Here is a 22949-nt window from a genome sequence, read left to right on the forward strand (position 1 = left end):
TGTTATTTTGGATGATGTTTTTTGCACCTAAACCCATCCCCCCGCGTGCTGCCAATCCCGCTCCCCCCGCTCCTTCCCCATTTGAGAGCGACGAAACAAGCCAGTTGAAGGCACAGCTAGCATTTCGGGATCAAGCCAGTCGGTTAGAAAAGCCAGCCGTGGTTCCACAACAGCCCGTTATCCGTGCAACTACGCCTGCACCACCTCAAGTTGTACGAGTTGCCGCACCGCCGCGAATTATTCGTCAAACCGTTCCGGTTGCTGCTGCATTACCGCCACAAGTCTTTTCTAGACCAACTCCAGTGCAGCAGCCAACTGTAGATCCATACGAGCGATGGAACCAACTAGCAACGGTAGGGCAACAGAGAGCTAAAGCGAGTGCTTTCCAACCGCCTGTAATGACTGCTAGCGCAGCCTCCAACGTTACGGTGACAACACCTATGACCGATTCGTTCGCTGCCTCCGCTCCGGTTGCAACAACTATGACCGATTCGTTCGCTGCCTCCGCTCCTGTGGCATATACTAGCCCCCTGCCTCAAAAGAATGCTATTGGGGTTGTTTCATTGGGCGGGGACGAACTAACCCAAACAACGCAGCCGCAATCGAGTGAATACTCGGCTGGAGAGCGCGGCATTTTGAGTCGCACAGCCACCGCTACTGCTGATGCTAAGCCAATGCAGGTACGTCTGGGGACTTCGGCAGCAGCGAAAGTCACCGTGCCGATGATTTGGTCGGGAGGCGATCGCAACTCTCAACCGAGTCAAGGGCAAGTCAATGCCGGACGGTTTGCCGTGGAACTATCCCAAGATGTTTTAGCAGCAGACGGGCGCGTTGCACTACCGAAAGGCACTGTATTGATTACCGAAGTCGATGCGGTGACAAGCAACAGAATGGTCTACCAAAGCGTAGTGGCTGTAATTTATACCACCCGCACGGGCGAGATCCGCCAGCAAACAATTCCGAAAAACAGCATTTTAATTCGCGGACGGGACAACCTACCCTTAATCGCTCAAAAGTTACGCTCTAAAGGCTCGAAGACTACCAAGCAGAACATAATGGCTGGTTTGTTGAGTGCGGTAAGTAAGGTGAGCGAACTGGCAAATCGCCCCCGCAATCAATCTTCTTCGGTAATAACTAGTGGCGGATTCAGCCAAGTCATATCCAATACCAGTAACCCCAAACCCAATCTACTTGCAGCAGCGGCAGAAGGCTTTTTCGGAACGACTGCCAAGCGTTTTTCTCAACGAGCCGAGCAAAACGCCCAAGAAATCCTGGCTCAACCGGATGTGCTAGTCGTACCGCCACAAACTTCAGTCTCCGTATTTTTCAATACTTTCTTTCAAGTCGTCCCTTGAGTGTTATCTATGAGTAGAAATCTGAGAAAAATTTGTTCGCTCGTTGCGGCTTTGTCAATTGCAAGTGCGATCGCGAATCCTGCCAGCGCCCAGCAAGCAGCAATGATTACCGTCACTGCCGACCGAAGCCAAGGGTTAACAGGTAAAGCACCCTCCGTGCAAGTCTGGGCGGGAAGAGCTACAGCAATTGATTTTTCCCAAATCGGAGAGCGGATCGTACAAGTCTTTCTAGCCGATCCCAGTCGGATCGTTTACGCCAGTGACGCGCCAGTAGAAAGTGGCATGGCAACCACCGTTTTCCTACGCCAAATATCGCCCCTCAATTTTCCTAACTTAACTAGAGCTTACGTCACCAATCTATTTGTCAAAACTCAGGCGGCTAACGGACAGCTACACCTCCATACCTTCAACGTTATGCCTGGGCAAAAACAACCGACCTATAGCGGCGTAGCGATCGCTCCGGCTCGTAGGTCTGCTGGCAGCTTGACGACGTTGCAGGTTGGTTCGTCTCGCCCTGCCACGCTAGAGGATATCGAACGCGGACTAGGAGTGGCACTGCGTCAAGGATATACTTCAGCAGCCGATCCCGTAGTGAATAAAGTGAGGGATTTTCTTGCCATAGCGCGGAACGAGACTGGTGGTAGATCGCTAGTCGAAATTGCACAAGCACAGCAACTCTCTCCGGCGGTGCTGACTCAATTAGGGCAAATGGGGATCGAATCTCTAGCTACTCCCCCCACCAGGGGGCAAGTCACCCCAATAGCGAGAGCGGTTGCAAACCCTAACGCGAATGTTGCTCCCGTCCCCAGACCGTCCGCCGTGCCAGTGGCGAAATTCACGCCCGTCAAGCAGGCGATCGCTCCGACAACAGCACAAAGGGCGACTGTTACCAACTTGCCTTTAGTGCCGATACCGCCAAAAGTTGCCAGTCATAGCGTACTGCCGAGTAGAAATACAGCAGAACGCACTCCAGTTGTCGCTTCATCTACGACAAGAACGGCTAAGTTTTCTCAGTCCGCAATTGATGACATGAATGCCCTCAGAAGAGGACTGCAAGTAGCTCGCAGCAAAAAGCAACTTAACTACGGGACTACGAAATGGAAACAAGCGCAGACAGCCATTGTGTTGTTGGGTCAGGGCAAGAGTAGAGAAGCAGCTGCCCGTAAAGCTGGGTTGCCAATTGAAATCCTCGCGCAACTAATACAGTGGGGACAATAATTTGGCGTATGAGTAAATGCTATCCAGTTATTATTTATCCTAGTTTAATTATTAAGTTTATCGCTCAAAATCCCCTGCCAACTGTTAATAACAAGCGGTTAAACGACCGAAATAGAGTTGAGCCTCAAGCCATTAATAGTATTTTTCATGCTAGGTCTAAGTCTAAATTCAAAGTTTTATGGTCGATTGCTGGCTTAATTATCGGAAGTACGATTGTTTTTTCCTTTGCTTTACTTTCTCCTACTTGGTTGATTGGATTTAGTTGGGGGGCGATATTGCTGGGAGGCTACTGCTTCTGGACTAGCACTCAAAAAATAATTACTCCTACTAAGACTTCTATCAAAAAGACCGAAGTGAAAACAAATCCATCAATCGGATTGCAATCGCTCGAACGCGAACGACAACTGCGACAATTACTAGCGAATAAAGTTGTGACCCCAGAGCGAAAAAGTTTGGCTCAAACGGGCGTGTCCGAGCCAAGTTTTTATCAGATTCTTCAGCAGACGTTTTCCAATATAAAACAAGGGTTAGAATTTGAGATTTCAGGATTTGCACATCCTTATTCTGCTGACTTTGCCTTGCAGCATGAGAGCGGTCTGTGTATTGATATCGAAATAGACGAACCCTATGTAGGCGATACTAAAGCCCCGCATCATTGCCTAGACCAAGGAAAAGACGATCTGCGAAACGAATTTTTTACTAGCGGTAATTGGATAGTCATCCGCTTCAGCGAGTTACAAGCAGTCAAATATCCTCAAAGCTGCTGTAAAGAAATTGCCAAAGTGTTAGCGAGAGTAGCAGGCGATCGCGTTGCGTTGTCAAAGCTGCAAGGAGTGCCAGATTTACCTCCAGATCCAATGTGGACGATAAAACAGGCGCAGAAAATGGCACGAAACGATTATCGTCAAACTTATTTACCCAGTTTAACTAAAAGCTAATTTTAAATTCGATTGCATTTAAGTATGTCAGTCTTACTATCAAAATTCCAAGATTTACCAGTTTTACTCACTCAAGGGCAATCTTTAGTTGCTGTCGAAGCACCTCTAACCGAACGAAACAGAATTTTGCAATTTCTCAGACAAATTGCTCAAGAGAGACAGTTACCCTTATTCTTTTGGAATCAAGGTTATAGCAAACTGCAACAGGTAGTGATCGCAAATTCGCCCACACCTAGAATTGAATTCTCATCCACAGAGATTGAAATTTTACCTACATCTAATAGCGGTTTGCATTGGTTGCTAGAAAATGACCGACCTGGAATCTTCGTATTTGAAGGAATGCTGCTGCCAAATGATGTAACTGGCACTTTTTCCCAATCTCAAGTAGCACTCCTTGCCAACTTAGCCTACCAACTAGCACTGTCAACGAGAAAGCAAGTCCTGGTGTGTTTGGATGGTTACGTCGATTTACCTTTAGAGTTAGTACCGTTAATCCCCGTATTAGTCGATCGGTTGCCCGAAACTGGGGCGGTGCAACTGCTTTGTTCTCAATTCTGTACTGCTCGTTTACCCGATGTTAACTCAAACGAACTGCGTTTCTTAGTGCAAGCTAGTTTGGGGCTGCCATTGGGCGAGTTAGAAATGGTATTGCAACGTGCAATTGGACTAGCTGATACTGCTGGCAAATTGGCTGCTGCCGTACTGCAATACAAGAAAACTAAATTGCGCGGACAAGGAGTTGAGTTTATTTCCGAGCCTGACGTGAGTGCAGCAGGCGGTTTGGATTTGCTTGATGCCATGCTCGACCGCGCTGCTGCTTTACTAAGACCAGAGGCAGGCGAACATAATCTGCGGTTTCCCAAAGGTTACATTCTCTGGGATCCGCCAGGAACGGGTAAGTCGTTGAGTGCGAAGCTAGCAGCTAAGAAGATGGGCGTGCCGATGGTTGCCTGTGACTGGGGTGGGCTGCGCGGTGCGTCTGCCCACGAATCTCGCCAGAACTTGCGCCAATTTTTACAGTTTTGCGATTCTCAAGGAGATTCTGGCTTAGTTGTTTACTTCGATGATTTCGACAAAGGCTTTGCTGGATTTGACTCGGATAGCGATGGCGGCATCTCTCGACAGCTAGCCGGAAAATTGCTGACTTGGATGCAAGAACATACAAGCAAAGTGTTGGTTCTAGCGACAGTCAACCGATTAGAATTTCTCCCGCCTGAATTGATTCGTCGTTTCGATGACATCGTGTTTGTAGATTTACCCCACGCTGGCGCTCGTTATGAAATTTTCAAGTTGCACTTAGCTAAATATTTTCCCGATCTGGAATTGAGCGAAAAAGATTGGTGGCGCTTGCTGAGAGAATCGCACCTTTTAACTCCAGCTGAGATTGGCAACATGGTACGCAAAACTGCTGAAGAAGCATTTTATCGTCATACCAAGTGCTATCAACCAGAAGAAGTAAGTGGAAAAGCTTTAGACGTTACGGTGAGGGATTTTATAGAACAACGCTATTTATTTACTCCATCAACGATTAGAGACGAGGACAAAATTATCGACATTCGTAATAAGGCAACATATGCGCGTCCGGCTACTAGTCCCGACCGCTCTCGTTGGGCGAGGGAGCCACAACCCCTGTTTGGCGCTCCATCTTCACAATAACTTTTGAGCAGAATCGCTATTAATTCGACCGCAACAAATTAAGTCAAGGAGGCAATCATGCACGAGCCAAATCAAGCTTATGGGAATTACGAATCTGATAGTTCTGGTTGGGAAACTAGTAATGGTTATGGGGGTGATTCAGGTTATGGAGGTGATTTAAGTTATGGAGATAATAGCGAACTCACCCAGCAGCAGAACGCTTGGGGTGCTAAAGAGACAGCATTTAATCCTGATTCTATTACCAATCCATATGTTGAGAATCTTTATGAAGTCAACTTTTTTGACAATGCCTACACTGAAACATTTTCTAATCCTAATCCCACTCACGGTTACAACAACCATAAATCTAGTAGTTCTGGGTTTGAATTAGAGTAATCTATCGCTGCTTTCTAAATTTAGCGGTTATCTAGAGTCATAACCGCTACTTCTATTATTGATTTGATTAAATATTATTAATTAATCGTGCTGAAATTTATATTTGTTTGCTTATATTTGTGTGGCATCAATCTGAAAAAAACTTGGTTGTTTCATCGCCGTAGTCGGTTTATCTTAACTGCTTGGCTATCTTTTTTACTAACAGTATTTAATCCTACATTATTGCTCTTGTCCGCTCCTCCCACTCAAGCGGCAGTCGTTTCTAATTTGCCCCTGCGAACGGTGGCGACTAATTCAAACGATTCGTCGTCGCCAGTTTTACTCCCAGACTGGCAAAGCATTTCCTTTAGCTCGATGCCACCAATTGGGGAGAGTGGCAGCATTGACCTACCTACTGGTGGGATACGACAGTGGACGGCAGGACAGACACCGGACAAATATCTGCAACTAGGGGACATTGACGAAGCGCTGCGTCCCGACCTAGCTAGCTTGTCTAGTATCGCTCAGATGGTGAGCAATCTAAACCTGAAGCAGACTGCACTAAATAGTTTTCCGCTAGCAGGGCAACAAACGCTGAAGCATTTGGCAGACATCGTGCCTTCTTTAGCTGGGCTATCTATCGATCGCATCCCGCCCGTCGCCACCTTGCTGTCTTCAAGCGGCATGGCACTGCCAAATACTAGCACCACTTTATCTAACCTATTGCAACAATATCCCCAATTAGGGAATTTGCAACTAAAATCCATCGACCTATCGAAGTTTTCTATTCCTAGCATTCCCAATCTCGACCTAGTGCAGTTGGGTCAGTTTAAAGACTGGCAAAGTTCATTAGTCGATCGAGTCCCAGGTTTGAAAGACTTGCCTCTAGCTTATTTTCCCCAACCGTTGACCGAACTAGGGGATGTTGTTGCCAGGATTGATTCTATTTACAGCAAAGCAGAACGAGAACGCCAGCGGACGGTTTCTGGCTCGAATGCAGTCGGCTTCTCTTACCCTTGCTCTGGACAAGACTGCGCTTACATCGAACTGGACGACTTAGAAAATCAAGGCAGGAATACTCATAGTTCGTTTGAGGGACGTTCTTGGATTTCAGGTAAATATCAAAAAGTTCCTGGTGGTAGTGGTTGCCTCAAGTGGGTCAATGGTGGCAAAGAACCTACAGGTCGCCATCCCTTCGGCAAGGCATTTAAAGTCGCGGTGATGGAACCGGACGAGAAGACTGACACCGTAAATACGGCTTTGTTCTTCCGCTTTAAAAACTTATGCGGCGCTACCCCTTACTTTGTCGGTCCAGTACCATTTATTACTTACAGTCTCAACGACCCGATTTTTGTCGGTATTTGGGATGCAGATAAAGACAGTAATTCTGGTACTGCTACTCCCAGAATTACTTCAACTACCTCAAAAGAAACGCAGCCAAGTTCTACTACTCCATCTGCTGCTGACTCCACCCAGCCCGAACCTCAAGATTGCAACGATGCCAACTTCGATCCGACAAATATAGTCCAAAACGTCGCTATAGACGCGCTAGCCGACGCGATCGCTACGACCGAAAGTGATGCTGTCTACGATGCGATCGGTTCATTTACCGTAGCTGACCGAGGACAAAATCGAGGTCGAGCCTTGGGTATGTATCAAATGATGAGTTACGAGCCGAGCGTAGTAGCTGCGGTCAGTCGGCACTCTGGAGGCGATGCTTGGCTCAAAGACTTAAGCAAGGGCAAGCAACCAACTAAAGACGAATTGCTGACTTACTTCCCACCTGCCGATCAAGAAGCGGTATTCCGCCAGTTTATTAAGAATAAGATTGAGACAACAGCAGCCGAAATTGACCCGACGACTGGCGAGCTGTTTACAGGCGATCGCCTCGTGCAACGGGTGGCACAAAAGTATTTTGGCGGCGATGCTTCCCATGTTGATAGCGGCGCAACTGATAGTTTTGGACGGTTAAACACTTATACCTATGGGTTGAATGTCTCACAACAGTACTCCCAGCAGCTTGGATTAGCAGACAACTCGGTTCCTTGTACGACAGTTAATGATTCGACTGATAGTGCAGGCACTACTACTAACGTTAAAGAATTATCAACCAAACTCCCAACAGCTTCTAACACTAAGAAATCTAATACAAGGAGTGGAGCTAGCAGCAGAACTACTTCATACCCAGATCGCCAAACCCTGCTAGCTTATATTTCTCCGGCAGATTTGCTCGATTATTTTGGTCTGACCTATGACGTAGTTGAGCGGATGTACATCGAGCTGAATTACAAGGAAGGGCAAGAGAAAGATTTTGCCCTCCTAATGAATGCTATTGCTACTGCCCTCGATGCTATTGGTGTTGTAGTACCAGGTGCAGGTGGAGGAGGTACGAGTTTCCGCGCAGCAATGGCAGTGGCTCCTGGTTCAGCAGCAGCAATCTGGCGAACTATCCCTGCTGCCGCCAAGCAGAGAATATATGCAGAAGTAGCTAGAACTTTACGTTGGTCTTCAGCTAGAGCTGTCCAGATGACTAATGCATTCTTCAGCGCGATGAATGCGGAAGGGGAAGCAGGGGGAGGTAGTGAAAGCTCTAGTTCTTCTGGTGGTACGAGAGATTCTGAAGTAAGAGATCTGCTAGCACAAGGCGATCCAGTAGTGAAAGCAGCGATCGAGAGAGCAGGCGCTACACCAAACGGTACTTCCAGAATCAACACGCTCGTAAGAGCAATGAAGAAAAAGCCTGCTATACCTCAATCATTCAAAAGAGGAAAGCTTTTCGGGAAAGGTAACATAAATAATGTTTACGAAATGGAAGGTAATTCAACTCTACTCATCAAACCAGGAAGAGATGCCGCATTAGCTAGAGAAGCAGAGGCAATGGTAGAAATGGAAATGTCAGGTATTCCTACTGTTTTTGTCAAGAAGACAGTGGATAACGGAGAGCCAGCTTTGATCCTTCAAAAAATAGACGGAAAAGGAAGTAGAAGCATTATTGGTGCGCCAGGAAAACCCTTAAACCCACCTCAAAATACAGAAGTAGTAACACAAAAAACTTTAGACGATTTAGAATTAATCTACCGTCAGTTACAAAAGAATAATTTTAACATAGGAGACTTTCAATTTATCGTTAGAAAATCTGATGGAGCAGTATTTGTAAACGATCCTACTGCTATTCAAAGAGGAAAACCACCAGGTGTATATATTGAGAATATCATTCAAAGTATCAGAAACATTGTGACAAACAAGAATTAGGAGAAGCGACTGATGTACGATGAAAATCAATGGCTACCATTTTTACCATCTCGACAAAAAGAAAATCTGGCTCAAGCTATTGGTAGACGATTACTAGAAGTCGAGCGAATTTTTGGAGTCAAGCCAGAACAATTCTTGAAAAATTCCTACTATAAAGACGCTGATTTCTTTGTCTATAACTCAGGTTCAGTTCAACTGTGGTTTGAAGGAAATCTTACCCACGCTCTAGCTATGTACCCAGAGCAATTCTCAATCGCACTTTTACCGGAAATCTTCTCGGCAACCGAGTTTGGTAAGCATTATTGTTCTTATCGACTTGACAAAATTGACGAACGACTAGCTCCAAAATCATTAAGAGATTGTCTCGGACAGGTTTGTGAGGATGTTCGTATCTGGACTTTTACCGATGATTTTGTTACTGATGAAGTTAGTGAAGCTGGGATATCCTATTTATTATCCAATGGTAAAGAATTAAGTTATTGCATCTATCTGCATGACGATTTAAGTAATGATTATCTACTAGTAGACTTTGTTTATCCTCAAGATAAAGTAGCCAATTGTTTTTCTTTAAGATCTCAAAAATACATTGAACCATATACTAGTATTTCTTCAACTTAATCTGAAAAATATTTAGATTAATACTAGCGAGCTGCGAGCTGCTAGCAATATTTACTACGTCCAATCATAAACAGCACCAAGCTCATTAATTTTACCTTTAAGGTGTTGAAAAGTTTCATTCGAGTGAATCATCTTCGATACGGTGTAAGGAATGGCATTTGGCAGAACTGCTAAGATCGATTTGACACCTCTACTATTCATAGAGTGAACGATAACGCGAGCATTCTTACTAGGAGAATGCTTGAGAGCTTGTGCGACTTCCAATCCTTTACGTTCTCCACGAAGGTCGTAATCGAGAGAGATAATATCAAAAGTGTAAGCGTGAAGCAGCGTAATTGCACGCTCTACTGTATCAACTAGTATCCAAGCGTGTGATTCATAAAGCGAGGTTAGTACTTGTTGGCGCTTGCCAATATCCTCAACTAGCAGTACCCTAAGTGGTGAATTTAATTGAGATAATCTATTGATATCGTTTTCTTTTTCTAGACGCATTATTAACTCTTTCTATTCTCTACTCGTATTAATCATTGAACTTAAAGCGTTAGCGATTTTAAACGATTTAGACAGATTATATTAGCTTGTACTATCAATCTCTGTTAACCAAATCAGAAAAAACTGAATGTTGGTAATAGCAATAGTAACTAACTATTGTTTTCGATGGCATTTGGGATGGATTTAAAAAACTATTCCAGACTGTAGGAAGAATCAAAAAATATGCAGATTTATGAATCCTAAAAAACAGATTGTCGTTCGCTGGTCGCTACCGATGATACCAGTCTACGATAACCTCCACGAACAGATCTCGCGTCCGCTGGTTCTTCTAGATGGAGTTGTAGGATTGGATGGCTCGGATTTAGTTAAAGTTTCTCATGAAGGGAAAATTATTTGGCGCTGCCCACACAATTGGGGATTTTGGGCGTCGCCTGTAAAACTAGACGATGACACGATCGCTTGCGCCAGCGGTAATAATCAGCTCCACTTCATCGATCGAGTAGGTAAAGTCATTCAATCTTTTGAATTGCCCACCTCAATCAGTACAGAAATACTGGTCAGCAATAGCGATTTATGGTTTGGTATGGGGGCTTATGATTGCGAAGTTGTGCGGTTCTCTTCTAGAGGCAGCATTATTTATACCCAGTCAATAGCAAAGGACAAAGGACTCCGGCAACCTCTAGCTTGGGGTGTGAATGGAAGTATTTGGGCGGCTACAGACCAAAGCCTAGTAAGGCTCGATGCACAATCGGGAAAGATTCTAACTTGGCTAGGAGATGAAAGGGGTAGATTTGGCTGTATTTCTGGAGCAGTAGCTAGTGCTGGCGGTACTCTTATTGTGGCAGCTCTACCAGAGCAACCCTGTGCTGTTGTTAAAGTAGCAGATGACGGTACAATACTAGCTAAATACCCAATACCAAACCTTTTGCGGGCAAGGCTCCTCGCTGACCCTTCAAATGGAGCGTGGATTGTCGGTTCCACTGTTTCAGTCTGGGAGCCACCTACAGACTCAGACCGGACTTTCATCATCTGCACCACGCCGGACGGCAAACCAGAGGCAATTACAGAAGCTCCTGCTAGGAGATCGGTTGAGGCTACTATAGATCCAGCTGGTGCTTTTTGGGTAGGAACATACAGTTACGAAGATATGGACGATAGTGAAGTTGGCGAACTAGCTGTTTACGAAGGTGCAGCTATTCCTAGCATGACATGGATGCCTAACCCTCTAGCTGGAGTAGGTGCGCCAGTCCTAAACCCAGATGGAAACAGTGGAGTTGTAGCAACATCCAAAGCTTTAGTAGCTTTCACAATTGAAAATACGTAACAATCTCGCGCTCGAATTCTCCTAGCACAAACCATAATAGAGTAGGATAGTTTACTCAACACCCATTCCTAGTTGTCTGGCTACTTTTTGGCTTACTGGAAACACGCGCTCCTCTGGTAGAGGTGGTAAGTCTTTTTGCTTTCACCATAGTACCAACTTGATGAACAAACTCTGTTATCTTGAATCTGCTGACACCACTCGTACACATAGCGTCGAACCGCTGCTCACTGACGACTATTGGACATTTTAGTAACAAAATAGAAGAGCATATTAGGCGTATAGAAGATTGACTCATTTACTAAAAATATGTTAGTAGTTCTTCTATTTATCAAAATTTTATAATTTTCCGTAAAAATTGTCTTTGATATAAACTTTAGAACAACTTTCAGTAGACATACTGACATATATTACTATTTCAAGAGATATTAGAGAATATCGAGTACTGGCTTTTGCTTTAAAATATAGATGTTTCTTTTCAACGAGTCTAAATTAGACTTAAAAGTACCCTCTTTCAAGCTAGTAAAGTTTGTATTTTTTTTTCGGATAAGTTTAGCTGTAACTCTTCTAATTGGAGTCTTGTTTTTATCTGGTTGCAGTAGTGCGAATAGTGCAGTTGCGTGGCAGTTAGTAGGAAACAATTCCAATTTAGTACCGCTAGCCAGACAAGCTGTTACCGAAAATACTGAGCTAAGTTTGGATGACTCTGCAAGCGTTCTAGTGATGAATTTATCCACTAACAAGCAGAAAGGGCAAGAGTTATTTTTACTTGACTATAATACTGAATCTTTGTGCGGTCGGCGAGGATGTTTATATTCAATTTATTCACGACAAGGACAGACTAGCAAATTAATTTGGTCTGAGTATTTACAACCAAACTTACCTCCAGGGGTGAATTTATTTACCTTGGTTTGGGAAGACTCTAATGCTTCCGGCTTTCCTTGTCTAGACGTGAAGCAATTGAATGGAAATCGCTTGCAGAAATTAGTTTATTGTTTTGACGGCAATAATTACCGACTGGTTAGCCGCGAATTATTTAACAAAACTTATTAGATTGAATGCAGCATCGCACTATTGCTCAGCAACCCGTAGCGAAGTCTATCGAGCTGAATCAAATTATTAAACAGTTCCAGAATCCTGAAGGATTAACACTATTAGGCAGTTTCGTATTCCTGATTTTGTTAGCTTCTTTTGGCGGTGGCAAGAAAGGCAAGATCTCCACTGGTAGAGTCGTGGGGATGGCTGAAAAGTTATCTGCAACTAATTTAGCACTGAAGCAAATTGGAGAGCGCAAGCACGACCGAGTTTGTCTGTGGTGCGGTTCGCCTCAGTACTGGTGGAAGGGAAAGCAGCTCAACGGTTTGGTGAGGGGAACGGTAGCGAGATTTCAAACCGTGCTAGGGTCTTCTCCTACAGTTTGGCTACCCCATGCCGAACGCTCTACTCTCGTTTTGGGCGCTCCTGGTTCGGGGAAGACCTTTGGCACGATCGATCGCATGGCAGAAAGCTGCATGGTGCAAGGGATTCCTCTGATCGTCTACGACAAGAAGGGGGATCAGATGCGCTTGTTAGCACCGCTAGCCGCACGCTACGGATATCAAGTGCGGATTTTTGCTCCTGGCGAACCCTACAGCGAAATCATTAACCCGCTCGATTTTATGGAGAATCAAGAGGATGCGGTGACGGCAGCGCAAATAGCTCAAGTGATTAATGCCAATGCTAGTGGGAGCGGCAAAGGCGACGACTTCTTTTCCAAAGCTGCCGATCTATTGGCAAAAGCGTTGATTCAGCTAGCAAAGAGTAGCGACTGTCCAGATTTGGCTACGGTTTACAGCATTCAGTCTGTGGATGATTTTATCAACAAGCTTCACGCTGCCGTACAAGCAGGTAAGGTATCGAAATGGGTTGCAGCTAGCTTTCAACAATATCTCAAAGCTAGGGATAGCGAGAAGACAGTAGCGAGTATCGATACGACTACCGTAGGAATCTTTTCTGGTTTTATTGGGCGGAGTTTGCTGCCTTGTTTTATTGGTAAAAGCACGATCCCGAATAAGCTAACTGGTCGGCAGATCCTCATCTTCAAATTGGACGATGCACGTAGAGACGTGGTAGGACCACTGCTGGCAGCGGCTTTACACATGACGATCGTGAGTAACTTGTCTTCTCCTCGCCAAGACCCAATTGGAATTTTCATTGACGAATTACCTTCTCTTTACCTGAAAGCACTACCGCAGTGGATCAACGAATATCGCTCTAACGGCGCTTGCTTTGTCTTGGGTGTCCAAAGCTTGGAACAACTAGCTAATGCTTACGGCGAGAACTTAGCAGCAGCAATAGCCAGTGCTTGCAGTACCAAAGTCCTTTACAATCCAGCTAATTACGCTACAGCCGAAAAGTTTTCCGACTCTTACGGTGACAAAGAGTTTATTGTCAAAGAGCGTTCCACTTCTAATTCTAAAGAAGGTCGTTCCGTTACCTGGACTGAGCGACTTGAGACAATGCCAATTCTGACTGCTGACCAAATTCTGCGCTTTCCTCCAGGGAAGTGCGTCATCACCAATCCTGGTTACAGTTGGGGTGGTGAAAGTTCTATTCCCTATCCACTGACGATCCCGATTCCCAAGTCAGACCGTACTAGAATTGAGCAAAGCATTCGTCTTTGGAACGAGCAAGTCCAGCCCAGACTGATTGCTAGAGCCAAGCTTTGCGATCCCGATGGATTAGATGAAGCAATCCAACTACGCCAACAGGTTGCCGAGCAACTGCTGGCTGTCTCATCCAGTCATAAAGATCGGGTGGAACCACAAGAGGTAGAAGAAGTAGAAGAAGTAGAAGAATTGGTTACACCTGGGGACGGTTGGTAGCTGTAGCTATTGAGCCTGCCGCCTTCTGACGTTTGAGAAAAATTTGGCTCTGTCCTCAAATCTTGCTAGCAATACAGGCAGCGCGATCGCTCTTAAGCTCTGTCGGCTTTCTCTAGCAATGTTTCTATTTCTTGTAGCTTTTGGCGCATGACCTGGCGAAGTTCCTCCAAAGAGCTACGCGGGCTATCTTTTAATTGTTTGACTTGCAGTTTTTGATATTGCTTAATTGCCCGATCAACTTGGCGATCGCTATGACTTTCATTTTGGCTGTACTGTTTGAGCGTTTTCTGCACCAAGGAACGGATTTGTTCTAGTGAAAGCTTGTCCCCAATTGCTTCCTGTGTTGCTTGAGTGCGAATGACTAAAGCTGTATCTTCGTCTGTGTTGAGTCGCGCTGCCGAAAGTTTGGATAGTTCTTTGACTTTACTGCTCTCCAATCCCTCTGCTTGGATTGCCTGCTTAAGGTCAGCTGGCAGTTTGAGTAGGGGAAAGATATTCGTGTTGACAGACGAAGGATTTAACTGTTTGCCGAGAATGACTGCTAAGATTTTTTGTTCCAACTCGCTACTTAAACCTGCTATTTCCAACCACTTTTGTTGAGTTTCTGCATCTGCAACCCGAATTTCCTCAAAATCCTGCACTTTCCCACTTCGTTTCAAGCGTTGGACAGCGGCATTGAGGATACTTGGAATTTCGTCTTTTCGCTCCTCCATTTCTGGATACTTGTAAGCGAGCAGCCCAATTAATCCGTTGGCTAAATCTAATCCATGCAAGCTTTGAGACTGCAAGCTAGTCGTCAACTGGCGATCGAAGATTTCAGTTGCGCTCAACCCGCTTTTGAGCAAATAAACTGCTTGAAGCGTCCTTTTTTCTGCTAATGGAGCGGCACGCCAGCGCAACTCCCCATCAAACAGCTTGTACCATCCCTCTTGAGGGATCACGATGATGGGAGATTGCTGCCCTTCTTCGCGCAAGCTTTTTGCTCTCGACTGCACCAGCCATTGAGGAAATACAGTTCTCGGCTGAGCCGGATCGGGTCGAATCGACTCGATCTCAATTTCATGCACTCCTCCCCGCTCTGCCAGTTTAGCTGTCAGTTCCTCAATTTGCCGTTCTAACTTGGCTCGAACTTCAGCATTCGTTGCTGTTGCCCGCAGTTGTGCGATTTCTGCTTCCAACTCCTCTACTCGGTCTTGGAGTTGAAAAATTTGCCGCGACTGTCCTGTATTAGCAAACAACTTTTCCATTTCAACTGGTTTTTTACTCACCACCATTTAAACCTCCGCGCTTCTTAAGCTGTTATTAACTCGATTGTTTGCTTGACGATTGGCTCGAAATCTTGAGTAAACGGACAACTAGGACGGTAGACGTGTAAGGGCAACCCAGCCCCCGATGCTCTCAAGTAATAGCTGCTTTCGCGAATCTGGGGAAAACAGTGGATGTCGAGGGCTTGGATTTGATAGCTCAGCGTCTGTTCCAAGGCAATGTCTTGGCGTTGATTTCCCTTTTTATCAAGTCCCAAAATGTCTCGGTGAGTTCCTTCTTGCAGATCTACCCGCGAAGGCACAAACCCTAAAATTTGCGGTCTGGGCTTTAGCCTTAATTCTCTGACTTTGGTGTAGTACCAATCTACTAAACTCGCCAACGAACCACTATCTTTCCACTCCGGTTTAATTGGTGCTAGAACGTGAGTACACGCTGCTAGCGCCAGCAATCCCATCGGTTCTAATGAAGCTGGAGTATCCATAATAATTAGATCGCTGTCGAGTGGATAGTCCTCCAGCCGATCTTGGAGCGTATAGTGTCGGCGATCGTAAGCATACAGTTCGGCGTAAGATTCTTCCAATGCTCCTCCGCCTTGGATAGCCGTAACTGTCGATACGTGTTCCGTCCAGAGTGGGATGAGTGGATAGTTGCCCTGAAAGTCTTTTTTCAGCACGGCAGCCAGAGATTTTTCTGGAGGTGTGGGGGGTAAGCCGCCGAATATACATAACGAACCGTTATGGTCAAGCTCGATTAGGGTGACTTTATACCCTCTTTTGCCGATTGCATAGGCTAAATGCGTTGCTAGCGTCGTCTTCCCCGAACCTCCAGCATTGGAACAAATGGCTAGGCGTATTTGTCTTCGTGCTGGTTTAATTTTCATAATTCCCCTTCAAACTTTCAAGCTGACAAGAGCGAGAAATCCACTTGTGTCTCGCTTTCAGATTTACTGCTGACTTCTGTTGCAATAACCAATATAGAAATTTAGCTCGACAGGTCTGCGCCCCTACTACTCTTTGTCTCAGCCTCGTCGCTTCTTGCTCGCTCGCGCTTTTTCTACCGCTCTCTCCAAGTAATTTCCTCTTTCTCTGCCACCATAACGTTATGGTCATCTATCTGGGCTTGCTCCAACCATAATGTTATGGTCATTATATCCACCGCTCGTATGCTGTCAACTGTTTCTTGGATATCTCAATGGCGAGCAGCAAGTAATTTAACTAACGCCGCTCCCAATATTGAAAAACTACTCTTGCTTTGATTGCATGAAGCCATCAGACATCATGCATCATCTCTTCTAAATCTCAGTAGCTCAAGGCATAGCGGCACCACCCCACATTCGGTAGGATGATTTCTAATTGAAAATGTCGCCCCTTAAAGGGATGCTGAGGGTTCATGGAGGCAGGATTAACTCTTCACAGAGAATACACTACCTGCTCAGCATCGATTTTTGCAACACAGCCTACGTGTCATATTTTGCACAGATGTCGGCTTTTCTCAATTCTGGCTTGGCTATTTCTCTTCAAACTCTTCATCATTTCCTTCATCCTCACCGATTGCCTTCAAGTAAGCCTTGGCAGCAGCTTGCTTGAGCGATCCCTGCGTATAGCGTCTGTAGACCTTATCCGTCTTAATCCCCATCAACTCCTTTCCGTATAGAGGATCGACACCCGCTCGTGTAATCGTATTGCCAAAAGAATGCCGAAAATGGTGAGGTTTTAACTCCTCTACCGTCGCGATCGCCGCCAATTTCTTCACCATTTTGTAGAGTCCGTTGTATCCCAGTCGCTCTCCACAATGCTTGGGATCTTGGCACACAAACATGGGGCGATCGCTCGTCGGAGTAAATATCCCCCCAACAGAGCGCCGCCACTCCAAATAAGCTTCTAAGTGTTGTCTTGCCTCTCGGCTCAAGGGAACTTCGCTCACGTTCTGCCCTTTGGAACGATGTACGAGCAACCTCTTTCCATTCCAGTGCTTGACATCCAAGGCTGATAATTCAGAAGCCCTTAACCCATGACTGAGAATAGCAACGATCGCCCGATCTCGAATGCAGGTCGCTCCCTCGCGATCGAGTACCTGCCAAATCTCAGCCATGTCATCCTTGTCAATGTCTAGAGCTTGTGGCTCTTCAACCCGCTCTTTGCCAATCGCATCAGTCGGGAGAGGTTGGTTGACTGGGAAGCCGTTACTGCGCCGCAGCCATTGGTAAAACGAGCGCAAAGTATCGAGCGCGTGGTTAATCGAGGTAGGCTTTAGCCCCTGCTGCTTCAGTTGGGTGCGGTACTTGCCAAGATCGCTAGCTGTTACGTCCAGCCAAGACTTGTTGCACCAGTGGATAAATTTTTTCAGTTGCTGCCGATACGAGCGCTGAGTGTTCTCCGCCTTCCCCGTCTGCCGCAAGAATTCTTCAATCTGCCAATGGCGCAAGTCCGCAAGAGTGTCTGTTGGCTCTTGGCGCGATCGCTCCTGCTGTCGTCCGCCATCCAGGGGAACGATAACGATGGGCAGAATGGGGTCGGAAGAGGAAAGATCGCTCATGGTTAGGTAAAGATAACTTCACTTATCTTTCTTAGATTATTCTCAGAATATTAGCAGACCACAGAGGTGATAAGCTAGAGAAAATTCAAGACCGCGCTTCATCCCATGAGCCTGCAACTGTCTATTCCCGACGAAGTATTATCTGCTATCCGGCTGCCGGAAACTCGGATTGAGAAAGCTTTACTACAGGAGTTGGCGATCGCTCTTTACGCTCAAGAGTTACTATCTTTGGGCAAAGCCAGAGAGCTAGCCCAAATGGACAATTATGAATTTGGACAGTTGTTAGGACAACGGGGAGTCCTTCGGCACTATACGAGCGAGGAGTTGGAGGACGACCTAAATTATGCCAGTGGTGAGTAATACGTCGCCAATTCTCAACCTGGCGATCATTGGACAGCTTAAGCTGATGCATCAACAGTTTGGGCAGGTACAAATTCCACCTGCGGTGCTGTCAGAACTGAAAGTGCAAGAGGAGAGACCAGGTTCTTCAGAAATTCAAGCGTCACTAAAGGCGGGTTGGATTGAAGTGCAAGAGATTAACTCGCCCCTTAGCGTGCAGTTGTTGCAGCAGACGTTAGATCGAGGTGAAGCGGAGGCGATTGCTCTAGCAATGGAAGTGCAAGCGAACTGGACGTTACTGGATGAACGAGATGGGCGCAAGGTGGCAAAATCCCTTGGGTTAAGGGTAACTGGAGTTTTAGGGATTCTACTGCAGGCGAAACAGAAAGGCGAATTACACTCTCTGTCGGAAGCGATCAATGCTCTGGTAGCAACTGCGGGGTTTCGGATTGCACCAGACTTGCTGGCGAAAGTTATTGCGGCAGAAAACCAAAGCTAAGCGTTGTCTACGTTATTGTTCTTCAATGTCTAGACCGTTAAATGAAAAATGTTGGGCATGTAGCTTACTCACACCAGCAGAAGCTCGAAGACTCCACGATGCTGCTTGTGGTGGTGATGGCTGTTGGGCTGGAGATTCTTGCCATAGTAAGCGATCGTATTACCGTAAGGGCAGGCAGCGCTCGGCTGGGCGCCGAGCGGCAATTGACGAAGTGGTAGTATCCGTTCCAGAAATTCCATATGTGGTATTACATACCTACCTGGACAAACCCCGTCAGCCGAATGATGAAGTCGTCATTCATGCTATTTGTGCCGAACTATGGCTGGGGAATGCTCCCAAAGCAATGACTCGACCAGAACATACTTTTGGATATCCCCCTCGCTTAGTCAAAGAGTATGCCAAGCAGTTGCTGGACGCGCTTTATTTGAAATACGGTAACGGCAGGCGAATGGGATTTGAACGCTTTGCTCGTGAGTCACAGCACTCAATTGCTCAATGCCCCGTGCGTCCCTGCTCCTACCATGCCGCTCACCTTAACCCTTACCAATTTTCACCAAGCAGATGATGGCGACCGAGCAACTGAATCTTCTTATGTGTCAACTACAAGCTGCAAGGCTCACCCCTGAAACTCTCGATTTAAAAGCATTGTTGGATCGGGTTGACACATGTGTCGCCCAACTGCCGGAGTCTTTACAATTGCAAGTCGCTGGGTCAGCGATGCTTCAAGTGGCACAATTACTTGCATTACGGGCTGAGGTGTCTATCGAAAGCTGGGAGCATTCCTACCGCGACCCAGTTGTATCTAATGGTTTTTTTTCAGATTTAGTGCGGCAGTCAATGGCAGTGGACTTGAGCGATTTGATCGAACCCGATCCACCTCGCAAACGTCGCAACGTACCTAGCTTTAAAGTGGTGTCTTCTATCGTAGCTCCAGTAGATAAATCTGCCGTGCTGGAAATGGTAAAACAATTGGAACGCAACTGTGAAATTGCAGCCCAACCACCACAGTCGGATGAGGAAAAGAAACGGAAAGCGCTTGAGGTTGCCTATGACGAAGATATTTCTACTTGGATCGGGGCAATCTCCAACTATTTTGCTCTTCAACAAACAGGGTGTTTGCCGCTAGTTGAGTTAGTACAGAAGGTGCAGTATCCAGAGCTTGACAAGAAAGAGCGTGGCTCGCCACTGGTCAAGACTTGGTTGGCTGTTTTATTGGGGGGGCTGAAGCTAGAACAGGGGCAAGATTTTTACGATTTAGAGAGCATAAAAGTTTGGATGCCCAGCAAGCAATCTGAGTAACGACTGCTTTTTGCAATTACCACAGTGATAGCTGCCCAGGTGAAACATTTTTACGTCTGGCTACTGCGTGCAGCGATAGATGGCAAGGGGTACATAAAGGAATCAAATTTTCCGGTTGGTTATCTTCTGGGGTGAAATTGGCATGATGCACCGAGAGAGTGACAAGCGTCCACTCAGAACGAGCGAGCGAGTCAGGTTTTTCTCCAGGGCGCAAACATAGTTGCTGGCAATGCTGACAACGCCAAGAGGCTGCTTCTTTAACACTCAGGGCAATTTGGTTCCAGTTTTGGGGGTAGCGTTGTCGATCAAGAGGCATAAACTGATGATTGGTTGGACTTGGAGTGGAGCACATTACATATAGTACACGGTGACTGTTGAGCTGTAGGTTATAACAAGAACAGCTCTTCGATCGCTACCTCATCGCTCACAAGGTCTTTAACAACCCAGATGCGATCGCAAAATTGCTTCATCTGCCGTTCGTCCGCACCACCGATTAAGACTCCATAAATACTAAATTCTCGCTGTTGCTGCTTGACTTTTAACTGCTCTAAAAAATCCCGCTTCACGTCACACCTGCCATCTGTAACCATGACGATATCTGCTCCTTTGAACTGTGGTTTTTCCTCAATACATTCGGTAGCAGATAGTAAAGCTGGCTCCCAAGCAGTGCCACCACCATTGTAAAAAGCTAGCATCGACTCCAGCAGTCGCGAGAAGTCATGGTGGTGGGGTGGAAAATCATCAACTCGACAAACTCTAGTTGCAAAGTGGATGATTCGCAAGTGCCGTCCCTCTCGGTGAGCAATTTGTCCTAACACTGCCGTCACCGCTTTTGCCCAAGTGTCAGGCAATCCATCCATCGAACCAGAGGAATCCAAGCACACCACCAACGGTCCTTTGCATTGCTTCTCCTTTCCCCTGGTTTTGTATTGCAGTAGGGAGCGATCGTAATACGAGAGCGCAAATAAAGGGAAGAGATCGCTTGCGGATAGTTTTTGAAGTTCGGTAGGCAATAACCGCGACAAGTTATCTCCTAACTCAATCGTAGTTATCTCGCCAAAGGCATCTAGAGCTTGGCTGCGACGCTTGCGCTCGGCAATCAGTCGCAAACGTCCGGCAACAACAGCGATCTGCTTGAGCTTGGCATGAAGAGCAATTTTTTGAGCTAGCGCCATTTTTTCGGCAGGAGAAACGTGTAGTTCTCCACCCATTTCATTTCCCCAGCTCAAGCCGAGCATCTCCAACCAGCCAGATGCTTCGCTCAATTTTTCATGGGCAGCACTAAGTGCTGCCCTCAGCATTTGCCTGACTTGCGTTTGATCGAGACTAGCTGCATATTGTTGGGCTTGCCATACAGCTTGTTTTCCTTCCTGTTGTAGGAGTTGGATTAATTCAGGAGAGCGATCTCTACTATCTTCAATCATCTGCCTCAACCACTGCTCTCGTTCTTTCTGCTGTCGCCTTTTGGGTAGCGGTAAACCAGTTGGGGAAGTTGTTTGAGGAGAAGTTAATATCTGTTCAAATACTTGAGATGGTGGAACAGATGGCTGTTGCTTCAGTTGCCTAATCAGCTGCCGATACTGCTGCGGATTAGGAAATCGAGGTATGGGTGGTGGCAGTCGATCGCACACTTGACGGCAATACTCTGCTGTTGCCAGTCCTGCTGCTAGTTGGTTGCCTTGACACTGCTCCACCAGAGCGTCAAAGCCGATGAGCTGTTGAAACTCTCGATGTAATAAGAGCGCCCAAGTACTTTCGGGTGGTAGTGGGTCTAGCTGCTTTGGTTCGCTCTCGTAGTAAAGTCGATGAAAAACTTCCAAAGTGAAACTAGGAAAGGCAAACAGCTTGCTAGTTCCTACTCTCACCATTGTCCGATCATCTTCAAAATAGTTTATATACTCCTGCCAGAAGAGTTTAGAGATGCTCGCAACTCGATACACCAGCGGTTCAAAGTCAAACAGCATGAGATTCGGAATCGATTGATGAGGTCAAGTCAAAATTGCCCAAACTGCCAAAAAGCACTCGCGAGATCGGTAATCTTCGCTCGATTTAGCATAATATCCGTGGTATTATGTTAGCACTAAGCGATCGCGCTCATATGGCTGAACAAGAATAAATACACGCAGGCTTTATGTCCCTTTTAGGTGCAGTCAGTTTTGGTCGCGTCATCTATCGAAGCCTGCGTGTATTTATCACTGTTTGGGTGCTTATGATTGTTTCATTCAAAGATCGAGGAACGGAAGACATTTTTGACGGCGAGGATTCAAAAGAAGCTCGAAAACTTTGCCCGATTAATCTTTGGTCTGTTGCTAGGAGAAAGTTAGACCAACTGAATGCCGCCACATCTTTGAACGATCTGAGAGTGCCACCAGGAAATAGGTTAGAAGCATTGCAAGGCAATCGAGCAGGTCAACACAGCATTCGCATCAACGACCAGTACCGGATTTGTTTTGTCTGGTTGGAGCAAGGAGCGGATTCGGTTGAAATTGTCGATGATCGTTGACATTTTTATGTGAGGTAACAATAGATGAAAATTCCTAAATATCGCCCTCCCACACACCCAGGAAAAATTTTACTCCTAGATTTTCTAGAACCACTCGGACTGACTCAGCAGGATTTAGCTAACAACATTTACGTTCCTTACCAGCGAGTCAACGAGTTGGTGAATGGCAAGCGCGGCATAACGCCAAGTACGGCATTGCGGCTGTCGAAATTCTTTGGCAACAGTCCAGAGTTTTGGCTGAACCTGCAACAAAATTGGCAGCTATTCCAAACACTGAAAGAAGAAGAAGAGGAAATAAATGCGATTGTCACTTTCGCCTTGCGAGAAGAAGAAAGAAGTGCTTAAAGCATAAGTCTTATATAGCAATACTTCGGACAGTTTTTGGCGCTTGGCAGTAGACAGAAAAGCCATCGAACCGATAGAGTGCCTTTTAGAACAAA

22 protein-coding genes are annotated in these 22949 nt (G+C 46.0%); 16 read left to right on the forward strand and 6 right to left on the reverse strand.

Annotation, left to right across the window (positions count from 1 at the left end; translation table 11 throughout):
* From C7Y66_RS22380 to C7Y66_RS22410, 7 genes are all read left to right on the forward strand, one after another.
* Nucleotides 1-1355, forward strand: a 1355-nt coding sequence (locus tag C7Y66_RS22380) for a TrbI/VirB10 family protein (protein ID WP_106547285.1), incomplete at its 5' end; no start/stop codon positions are given.
* Between the two features lie 9 nt (nt 1356-1364).
* Nucleotides 1365-2573, forward strand: a complete 1209-nt coding sequence (locus C7Y66_RS32070; protein ID WP_199197577.1) for a hypothetical protein — start codon at nt 1365-1367, stop codon at nt 2571-2573.
* Between the two features lie 8 nt (nt 2574-2581).
* Nucleotides 2582-3511 (forward strand): hypothetical protein, encoded by a 930-nt coding sequence (locus C7Y66_RS22390; protein ID WP_106547286.1) that lies wholly within the window; start codon nt 2582-2584, stop codon nt 3509-3511.
* Nucleotides 3512-3535: 24 nt separating this feature from the next.
* Nucleotides 3536-5167 (forward strand): ATP-binding protein, encoded by a 1632-nt coding sequence (locus C7Y66_RS22395; protein WP_106547287.1) that lies wholly within the window; start codon nt 3536-3538, stop codon nt 5165-5167.
* 57 nt (nt 5168-5224) lie between these two features.
* On the forward strand, nt 5225-5542 hold the full coding sequence (locus C7Y66_RS22400; protein ID WP_106547288.1) for a hypothetical protein: 318 nt from the start codon (nt 5225-5227) through the stop codon (nt 5540-5542).
* Between the two features lie 87 nt (nt 5543-5629).
* A complete protein-coding gene (locus C7Y66_RS32075; protein ID WP_199197578.1) occupies nt 5630-8773 on the forward strand; it encodes a hypothetical protein in 3144 nt (1047 codons plus the stop codon).
* A gap of 12 nt (nt 8774-8785) precedes the next feature.
* Nucleotides 8786-9391, forward strand: a complete 606-nt coding sequence (locus C7Y66_RS22410) for a hypothetical protein (RefSeq protein WP_106547289.1) — start codon at nt 8786-8788, stop codon at nt 9389-9391.
* A gap of 54 nt (nt 9392-9445) precedes the next feature.
* Here the strand turns inward: C7Y66_RS22410 and C7Y66_RS22415 are convergent, their stop codons facing one another.
* Entirely contained in the window at nt 9446-9883 is a 438-nt protein-coding gene (locus C7Y66_RS22415; protein WP_106547290.1) for a cyclic-phosphate processing receiver domain-containing protein, read from the reverse strand.
* Nucleotides 9884-10115: 232 nt separating this feature from the next.
* On the opposite strand from C7Y66_RS22415, the gene C7Y66_RS22420 reads away from it, so the two are divergent.
* The 3 genes from C7Y66_RS22420 to C7Y66_RS22430 all read left to right on the forward strand — a co-directional run bounded on the left by C7Y66_RS22420 (nt 10116) and on the right by C7Y66_RS22430 (nt 14068).
* The gene (locus C7Y66_RS22420) at nt 10116-11207 is read left to right on the forward strand and encodes a hypothetical protein (protein ID WP_106547291.1); all 1092 of its coding nucleotides are present in this window, start codon (nt 10116-10118) and stop codon (nt 11205-11207) included.
* A 576-nt stretch (nt 11208-11783) separates the two neighbouring features.
* Nucleotides 11784-12257 (forward strand): hypothetical protein, encoded by a 474-nt coding sequence (locus tag C7Y66_RS22425; protein WP_146149851.1) that lies wholly within the window; start codon nt 11784-11786, stop codon nt 12255-12257.
* Between the two features lie 5 nt (nt 12258-12262).
* Nucleotides 12263-14068 carry a type IV secretory system conjugative DNA transfer family protein gene (locus C7Y66_RS22430; protein ID WP_106547293.1) on the forward strand — a complete coding sequence of 602 codons (1806 nt, stop codon included), beginning with the start codon at nt 12263-12265 and terminating at the stop codon, nt 14066-14068.
* Nucleotides 14069-14160: 92 nt separating this feature from the next.
* Here the strand turns inward: C7Y66_RS22430 and C7Y66_RS22435 are convergent, their stop codons facing one another.
* From C7Y66_RS22435 to C7Y66_RS22450, 3 genes are all read right to left on the reverse strand, one after another.
* A complete protein-coding gene (locus C7Y66_RS22435; protein ID WP_106547294.1) occupies nt 14161-15342 on the reverse strand; it encodes a ParB/RepB/Spo0J family partition protein in 1182 nt (393 codons plus the stop codon).
* 17 nt (nt 15343-15359) lie between these two features.
* Nucleotides 15360-16214 (reverse strand): ParA family protein, encoded by an 855-nt coding sequence (locus C7Y66_RS22440; protein WP_106547295.1) that lies wholly within the window; start codon nt 16212-16214, stop codon nt 15360-15362.
* Nucleotides 16215-16840: 626 nt separating this feature from the next.
* On the reverse strand, nt 16841-17869 hold the full coding sequence (locus C7Y66_RS22450) for a tyrosine-type recombinase/integrase (protein ID WP_106547297.1): 1029 nt from the start codon (nt 17867-17869) through the stop codon (nt 16841-16843).
* 105 nt (nt 17870-17974) lie between these two features.
* Here C7Y66_RS22450 and C7Y66_RS22455 point away from each other — a divergent pair, with 105 nt between their 5' ends.
* From C7Y66_RS22455 to C7Y66_RS22470, 4 genes are read left to right on the forward strand one after another with little or no spacing between them, the layout of a single operon-like run.
* Nucleotides 17975-18229, forward strand: coding sequence for a UPF0175 family protein (locus C7Y66_RS22455; protein ID WP_106547298.1), 255 nt, complete (start codon nt 17975-17977; stop codon nt 18227-18229).
* Nucleotides 18213-18707, forward strand: coding sequence for a DUF3368 domain-containing protein (locus tag C7Y66_RS22460; protein ID WP_106547299.1), 495 nt, complete (start codon nt 18213-18215; stop codon nt 18705-18707). The genes C7Y66_RS22455 and C7Y66_RS22460 overlap by 17 nt, the downstream gene beginning before the upstream one ends.
* 25 nt (nt 18708-18732) lie before the next feature.
* Entirely contained in the window at nt 18733-19272 is a 540-nt protein-coding gene (locus C7Y66_RS22465) for a hypothetical protein (protein WP_106547300.1), read from the forward strand.
* Nucleotides 19273-19298: 26 nt separating this feature from the next.
* The gene (locus C7Y66_RS22470; protein WP_146149852.1) at nt 19299-20006 is read left to right on the forward strand and encodes a hypothetical protein; all 708 of its coding nucleotides are present in this window, start codon (nt 19299-19301) and stop codon (nt 20004-20006) included.
* Between the two features lie 16 nt (nt 20007-20022).
* Here the strand turns inward: C7Y66_RS22470 and C7Y66_RS22475 are convergent, their stop codons facing one another.
* Nucleotides 20023-20322 (reverse strand): HNH endonuclease, encoded by a 300-nt coding sequence (locus tag C7Y66_RS22475; RefSeq protein ID WP_106547302.1) that lies wholly within the window; start codon nt 20320-20322, stop codon nt 20023-20025.
* Between the two features lie 70 nt (nt 20323-20392).
* On the reverse strand, nt 20393-21874 hold the full coding sequence (locus tag C7Y66_RS22480; RefSeq protein WP_233222801.1) for a VWA domain-containing protein: 1482 nt from the start codon (nt 21872-21874) through the stop codon (nt 20393-20395).
* A gap of 341 nt (nt 21875-22215) precedes the next feature.
* On the opposite strand from C7Y66_RS22480, the gene C7Y66_RS22485 reads away from it, so the two are divergent.
* Nucleotides 22216-22509, forward strand: coding sequence for a type II toxin-antitoxin system RelE/ParE family toxin (locus C7Y66_RS22485; protein ID WP_106547305.1), 294 nt, complete (start codon nt 22216-22218; stop codon nt 22507-22509).
* A 24-nt stretch (nt 22510-22533) separates the two neighbouring features.
* Nucleotides 22534-22854: a HigA family addiction module antitoxin gene (locus C7Y66_RS22490; protein WP_106547304.1), complete on the forward strand. Its 321-nt coding sequence runs from the start codon at nt 22534-22536 to the stop codon at nt 22852-22854.
* Nucleotides 22855-22949: the final 95 nt, after the last annotated feature.

This window comes from Chroococcidiopsis sp. CCALA 051 (assembly GCF_003015105.1).
Classification (GTDB): Bacteria; Cyanobacteriota; Cyanobacteriia; order Cyanobacteriales; family Chroococcidiopsidaceae; genus Chroococcidiopsis; species Chroococcidiopsis thermalis.